5 protein-coding genes are annotated in these 6,200 nt (G+C 66.1%); all 5 read left to right on the plus strand.

Going from position 1 to position 6,200, the window contains the following annotated elements:
* Nucleotides 1-105 precede the first annotated feature (105 nt).
* Entirely contained in the window at nt 106-513 is a 408-nt protein-coding gene (locus tag ACFC2Y_RS16830) for a Zn-ribbon domain-containing OB-fold protein (protein ID WP_375176217.1), read from the plus strand.
* Complete coding sequence (locus tag ACFC2Y_RS16835; RefSeq protein ID WP_375176218.1) at nt 510-1,655, plus strand: thiolase family protein; 1,146 nt, start codon at nt 510-512, stop codon at nt 1,653-1,655. The genes ACFC2Y_RS16830 and ACFC2Y_RS16835 overlap by 4 nt, the downstream gene beginning before the upstream one ends.
* 1 nt (nt 1,656) lies before the next feature.
* Nucleotides 1,657-2,454, plus strand: coding sequence for an enoyl-CoA hydratase/isomerase family protein (locus tag ACFC2Y_RS16840; protein WP_375176219.1), 798 nt, complete (start codon nt 1,657-1,659; stop codon nt 2,452-2,454).
* 1 nt (nt 2,455) lies between these two features.
* Nucleotides 2,456-3,454, plus strand: a complete 999-nt coding sequence (locus ACFC2Y_RS16845; RefSeq protein ID WP_375176220.1) for an NAD(P)H-dependent flavin oxidoreductase — start codon at nt 2,456-2,458, stop codon at nt 3,452-3,454.
* Between the two features lie 106 nt (nt 3,455-3,560).
* Nucleotides 3,561-5,864 (plus strand): xanthine dehydrogenase family protein molybdopterin-binding subunit, encoded by a 2,304-nt coding sequence (locus tag ACFC2Y_RS16850; protein WP_375176221.1) that lies wholly within the window; start codon nt 3,561-3,563, stop codon nt 5,862-5,864.
* Nucleotides 5,865-6,200 lie beyond the last annotated feature (336 nt).

The raw sequence follows: 6,200 nt of genomic DNA on the forward strand, positions 1-6,200 counted from the left end.
CTGCCATCCTGCCTGCAAATGCGCAATCTTTTCTCATTGATTGATGGGGGATGAAATTCTACTCTTCGGTCAACAACGGCGAAATTGCTTTGGGAGGAGCGCCGGATGGAGCTTGAAAAACCTGATCTCTATACCCTGTCGCCCGATGGCAGAACGCTAAGTCTGCGCGCCGGACGTTGCGCCAGATGCGGGGAGCTGAGCTTCCCGCTCACCCGCTATGGCTGCCCGAAATGCGGGGCGGAGCCGGAGCATGTAAGTGAGGAGGCGATGGACGGGCGGGCAAAGCTGCTGACCTTCCTGACGCTCCACACCAAGCTGACGCCGAGCCTGCAAGTGCCGCTGGTCGTCGGAGAGGCGGAGATCGCCCCGGGCATGATCGAGGAGGTCATGCTGTTGGGGGATGAGGATCAATATGAAGACGAGATGATGCTTCAGGCCGTGCCGGTGGAGATCGCAAAGGGCGAGGAGAGGGTGATCGCCTGCCGTTTCGCCCCGGTGGAGGACCGCGCATGACCAGGTTGAGTGAAGGCCGCCCGGTCTATGTGATCGGCGTGGGGATGCACAAATATCAGTTCGTTTCGGACACGCTCTATATCGACATGGGGCTGACGGCGGTGCGCGCCGCGCTGAAGGATGCGGGGATCGCCTTTCCGGAGGTGGAGAGCGCCTATATCGGATGCACCGGCATCGGCATGGCGGCAGGGCGGATCATGTTCAATCATCTCGGCTCCACAGGGCTGGCCTGTACGCAGGTGGAAAATGCCTCCGCCTCCGGGTCTTCCGCCTTTCAGATGGCGGTGCATGAGGTGGCGCTTGGCCGCCGCGACGTGGCGCTGGCTGTCGGCGTGGACAAATACGGCGATCAGGTGCGCGCGGTCAGCAAGGAGGCTGTGAACAGCCTCTCCGACACCGCTGCGATCCCGTTGGTGAAGTATGCGATCATGGCGGAATACCTCAGCAAGGAGAAGGGTTTGACCGGCGAGGACCTGGCCCGCGTCGCGTCGAAGAACCACACGAACGCGTCCAAGAACCCCTTTGCGCAGTTCCAGAAACCGCGCACGGTAGAGCAGGTGCTGGCGGCCAACCGGGTGGCGGGGACGACGACCTCTCTCATGTGTTGCCCGCGCGGCGAGGGGGCGGCGGCAGCCATCGTCTGCTCCGAAGCGGCGATCAAGCGGCTTGGGATCACGGCGGAACCGATCCGGGTGACGGCCTCGGCCCTGCAATCCGAAAAGCCGCAGGTCGGGCGGGACATCCCCTCGGTCACCCTGGCGCAGGAGGTGACCGAAAGGGCCTATGCGGAGGCCGGGATTACCGCGGATGACTTGGATTGCGTGGAACTGCACGATGCCTTCGCCATCGAGGAAATCCTTTACACCGAGACCTTTGGCCTCGCGCCCAAGGGCGAGGGGCAGCAATTCCTGCGCGACGGCGGCTCGGCCATCGGGGGCAAGTGCTGTGTCAATTCCTCCGGCGGGCTGATTGGGCAGGGGCATCCCCTGGGCCCGACCGGGATCGGCCAGATCCATGAGATCGTGAACCAGCTTCGCGGGCGCAACGGGGAACGGCAGCAGCCCGATGCGAAGATCGGCATGGCGCATATGATCGGCCTCGGGTCGATCGCGATTGCGCATATCCTTCAGAAAGAGGTGTGAGATGTACGAGTATGAGTCCCTGCTGGTCGAACGGCGCGACAATGGCGTGGCGATCGTGACCCTGAACCGGCCCGACCGGATGAACACGATGAACCTGGCGATGAAGCCGGAGCTTGCGGATCTGTTCGGATCCAAGCTGATCGAGGACCGCGACCTGCGCTGCGTGATCCTGACCGGCGCGGGCGACAAGGCCTTTTGTGCGGGCGCGGACATCAAGGAACGCGCGACGCGCAAGCTGCCCCTGGCGGAGTATTACGCCAGGCAGAAGGCGACGCATGACATGACGCTGATGATCGAGAACTTTGAACGTCCCGTGATTGCGGCGATCAACGGCTATGCCTTGGGCGGCGGGATGGAACTGGCGCTGTCGGCGGATATCCGGTTCGCGGCGGACCATGCCAAGATGGGCCTGCCGGAGGTCAACCTCGGCGCCTTCCCGGCCGCGGGCGGCACGCAACGGATGCCGCGCCTGATCGGGGCCCCACTGGCCAAGGAGTTGATGTTCACCGGCCGCCATATCACGGCGGAGGAGGCGCTGGCCTACGGGCTGGTGAACCGTGTCGTCCCGGGGGCGGAGCTGATGGCGGCGGCGCTGGAGCTGGCGGACCAGATTGCCGAAAAACCGCCGCTGTCGGTCAGTTTCATCAAGGGGGCGGTCAATACCGGCCTACAGGTCAGCCTTGAGGCCGGATTGCAATACGAACGTCTCAACGCCGCCATCGTACTGGAGTCCGACGACCGGAAGGAGGGCATGACGGCCTTTGTCGAGAAGCGCAAACCCGTGTTCCGGGGCGTCTGACATGTCGGCGCCCCTGTTCAAGACACGCCTGACCGAGATGTACGAGGTGCCACACCCGATCATCGTGGGCGGCATGATGTGGATGTCCAAGGCCGATTTCGTCGCCTCCTGCGCGCGGGCGGGGGCGATGTCCTTCATGACGGCGAAGAGCTATCCCGACCCGGAGGCCTTCACCGCCGGGCTGGAACGCTGCATTGACCTGGCCGACGGGCATCCCTTTGGCGTCAACTTCTCGATCTCGCGCTACCGGCCGAACCATATCGTCGAGGCTGGGGTGGAGATCGCGCTGGACCGTGGCATCCGCCATTTCGAAACCGCCGGCTCGCACCCCGGCGCGCTGATCGACAGGATCCATGCGCGCGGTGGCACGGTGATCCACAAATCCACCCAGGTCCGCCATGCCGTGAAGGCGGCGAAGGACGGGGTGGATGCGCTGGTCCTCGTGGGGATGGAGGCCGGGGGGCATCCCGGCGTGAACCCGCATCCGGGGCATATCCTGCTGTCGAACCTGCTGAAGGAGGTGGATGTTCCGATCGCCCTTGGCGGCGGGATCGGCACCGGGCGGCAGGTTCTGGGCTGTCTGGCGCAGGGGGCGGATGCGGCGGTTCTGGCCACGCGGTTCCTGACCGCGACGGAGATCGACCTGCATCCGAACTATGCGCAGCGGATGGCGGCGGCGGGGATGGATGACACGATGGCCGTGCTGCACTCCATCAAGGACACCTGGCGCGTGCTGAAGAACGAGACGGCGATGAAGGTGGCGGAGATGGAGGCCTCCTTTGCCGGGCGGCCGGTGAAACACGAGGATTTCGGCGAGCTGGTGAAGGGCGATTATGCCCGGCGCAACGCTTACGTCACGGGGGATATGGACGTCGGGCTGATGTCCTGTTCGGCGGCCATCGCCCACGCCGGCCCGGGGCAGAGCGCGGGGGAGATCGTCGGCGATCTGGTTGCGGAAATGCGGGAGGCCTGGGCGGGCCTCTCGGCCATGGCCGTGTAACAGCGGCGTCGCAAAATTTTGGCATACCATTTCGCGGCATTCGTTTGACGCCCTGCCGTATATGGTTAACCTGCGGCCCCGAGGCCAGTGCCCAGAGGAGACTTCGATGACCGAGCAACGAGTAGCACGCCAGGGTCGGGTTGAGGATTATCGCCTGACCACCGGGCAGGGTCGGTATACCGACGATCTGAAGGTCGAGGGGGCGCTCTGGTCGGTCTTTGTCCGCTCTCCCTATGCCGCGGCCGCGATTGGCGCGATCGACCTCGACGATGCTCGGGACATGCCGGGCGTCGTGGCAATTTTCACCGCCGCCGATCTGGCTGCGGATGGCGTCGGCCCGGTGCAGGCGCCCATGGCGCTGGAGGGGACGGACGGCCGGAAATGGACCGCCACGGACCGCCCGCTGCTGGCCGACAAGGAAGCACGATTCGCCGGGGAACCGATTGCCATGGTTGTGGCGGAGACGCGCGAGGCGGCGATGGATGCGGCCGAGGCGGTCATGCCCGATCTGGAGGAACGCGAGGCCGTGGTGACCATGGCCGATGCCATGGCCGAAGGCGCACGTTTGGTGCATGAGGACCGGCCCGGCAACCTGGCCGCCGAATGGGGCCGTGGCGACTGGGCCGCGGCGGAGGCGGCGCTGGCGGCCTCGGCACACCGCGTGCGGATCGAGGCGCCGATCACCCGGGTCGCCGCCGCCACGTTGGAGCCGCGCAATGCCATGGGCCGCCCCGAACCGGGCGGACGGTTCGGCCTCTACGCCAGCCACCAGAACCCGCCCGCCATGCGCGCGGCGCTGGCCGGGGCCTTCAACATGGAGGCCAAGGACATTCGCGTTGTCGGCGGGGATGTCGGCGGATCGTTCGGGATGAAATCCGGGCCGGTGCGCGAGGAGATGCTGGTCTTCTGGGCCGCCAAGCAGCTAGGCCGCCCGGTGCGCTGGCGCGCGGACCGGGGTGAAGGCCTTCTGTCGGACGAAGGTGGACGCGCCGTGGATTACGTGGCCGAGCTGGGGCTGGATAACGAGGGCAACTTCACCGCGCTCAGCGTGCTGCTGCGGCTCGACATGGGCGCCTATGCCTCCGCCCGGTCGCTACCGCCGGTGCTGAATTTCGGCGGTGTGGCAGGGGTTTACACCACGCCCGTGATCGCCGGGCGGCTGGAGGGCTATCTGACCAACACCGTGCCCGTCGCACCCTATCGCGGGGCCGGGCGGCCCGAGGCGACGCTGGTGATCGAAAGCCTGATCGACAAGGCCGCGCGCGAGCTGGGCCATGACCGGATCGAACTGCGCCGCCGCAACCTGATCAGCGAAAATCAGATGCCCTGGCCCGCGAACTGGTACTTCGGTTATGACAGCGGGGCCTTTGAAAAGGTGATGGAGGCGGGCATCGCCCGGGCCAATCTGGCGGGGTACGAGGCCCGCAAAGCCGACAGCGCCGCGCGCGGCAGGGTGCGGGGCCTTGGCCTCGCCCTTTGTATCGAAACGGCCGGCGGCATGTGGGGGCGGCGCGGGGCCGACTGGACCAATGTCGAACTGCACGCCGATGGCACGATCTCTGTCGCCGCCGGGGCGTTTTCGGCGGGGCAGGGGGTGGAAACCGCGCTCATCGACCTGGCCGCCGAGGGGTTCGAGATTGCACCGGACACGATTTCTTACGCGCAGGGCGATACGGATGTCGTGGCCAAGGGCGGCGGCATGGGCGGCTCCGGCGCGATGATCAAATGCGGCTCGGCGCTGAAGGGCGCGGTGGAGACGATCCTGGCCGACGCGAAGGAGATTGCGGGCGAGGAGCTGGAGGCCGACATCGCCGATATCGAATATTCCGGCGGCAGCTTCCGCATCGCCGGGACCGACCGGGAGATCACCCTGCAGCAGGTGGCGAAGGTCGCAGGCGAAAAGGGCATCCCCCTGGCGGCACAGGGCGAGTTCTCGCCCGAGGCGCCGACCTTCCCGAACGGCTGCCACATCTGCGAGGTGGAGCTGGACCCGGACACCGGGCGGTTCGACATCCTCAGCTATTCCGCGGTCGAAGACATCGGGCGGGTGCTGCAGCCGCAGATCGCCGAGGGGCAGATCCAGGGCGGCGTGGCCCAGGCCTTGGGGCAGATCTTCATGGAGGAGGTCACCTATGACGCGCAGGATGGGCAACTGCTGACCGGCTCCTTCATGGATTACGCGATGCCGCGGGCCAAGGACCTTCCGGTCTATGACTGCGGCTTCTACGAGGTGCCGACGGGCATGAACCCCCTTGGCGTCAAGGGCGTGGGCGAGGCCGGATCGGTCGGTGGTCTGGCCGCAGGGATGAGCGCAGTGTCGGATGCGCTGGCACAGCTTGGCGTGACGGAGTTCCACATGCCCGCGACCCCGGGCCGGGTCTGGGCCGCGATCAATGCGGCGAAGGGGTAGGGTTTCGGGGGTGGTGCAGGCCCCCTCTCGCTAACCCTCTCTCCCTACGGGCTCCCTCTCCCTAGCCCTCTCCCCCGAGGGGAGAGGGGAGTATGTCGTGCTTTTCGGGGGCGACGTGCGCCCCGGGCGCAGCAGGCATTGCTTCACTTACCGCATGGCGCCACCCCAATTCCCCAGTACTACGCGACTCCCTCTCCCCTGCGGGGGGATGCAGTGTCACGTTTGAAGTGCAACGGTTTCATAGAAGACTTCGTCCGGAGTTTTGTAGCCCAGGCAGCGCCGGGGCGTCGAGTTGTAGGCCTGGATGACACGAGCAAGGTCAGCTGGACCCAAGGT

This window comes from Pseudooceanicola sp. (genome assembly GCF_041987405.1).
Classification (GTDB): Bacteria; Pseudomonadota; Alphaproteobacteria; order Rhodobacterales; family Rhodobacteraceae; genus Pseudooceanicola.